Consider the following 772-nt stretch of genomic DNA (forward strand, 5'->3'; position numbering starts at 1 on the left):
TGAGGTCGGCAGTTCAAATCTGCCCAGACCTACCAGTTTTCTGGGGCCATAGCTCAGCTGGGAGAGCGCCTGCCTTGCACGCAGGAGGTCAGCGGTTCGATCCCGCTTGGCTCCACCATATTCATTTGCAGTTTCACCTGCAGTTGCTTGTCAAAGCTTAGAAATGAGCATTCCTGTCGATGGACAGCCTGAATGTTGATTTCTGATCTTTTTCAGAATCGTTCTTTAAAAATTCGGTGTGTGATAAAAATTTAGACTGTGTGCCACTTTCACTGGTGGGATGCAGGCTAAGGCAAAATGAAAGTTTGTTTTAACAAGCTTTCGGCGAATGTCGTCTTCACAGTATAACCAGATAGCTTGGGGTTATATGGTCAAGTGAAGAAGCGCATACGGTGGATGCCTTGGCAGTCAGAGGCGATGAAAGACGTGGTAGCCTGCGAAAAGCTTCGGGGAGTCGGCAAACAGACTGTGATCCGGAGATGTCTGAATGGGGGAACCCAGCCATCACAAGATGGTTATCTTGTACTGAATACATAGGTGCAAGAGGCGAACCAGGGGAACTGAAACATCTAAGTACCCTGAGGAATAGAAATCAACCGAGATTCCCTTAGTAGTGGCGAGCGAACGGGGACCAGCCCTTAAGTGGCCTGGAGATTAGCGGAACGCTCTGGAAAGTGCGGCCATAGTGGGTGATAGCCCCGTACGCGAAAATCTCCTTGTCATGAAATCGAGTAGGACGGGGCACGAGAAACCTTGTCTGAACATGGGGGGA

1 tRNA gene and 1 rRNA gene are annotated in these 772 nt (G+C 49.6%); both read left to right on the plus strand.

The features are described 5' to 3' along the window. Window positions 1-42 precede the first annotated feature (42 nt). Window positions 43-118, plus strand: a tRNA-Ala gene (locus ACYP2A_RS26610). 251 nt (window positions 119-369) lie between these two features. Further along, window positions 370-772: ribosomal RNA gene (locus ACYP2A_RS26615) — 23S ribosomal RNA — on the plus strand; the annotation flags it as partial.

The sequence above is a fragment of the Pseudomonas sp. 3A(2025) genome, assembly GCF_054589175.1.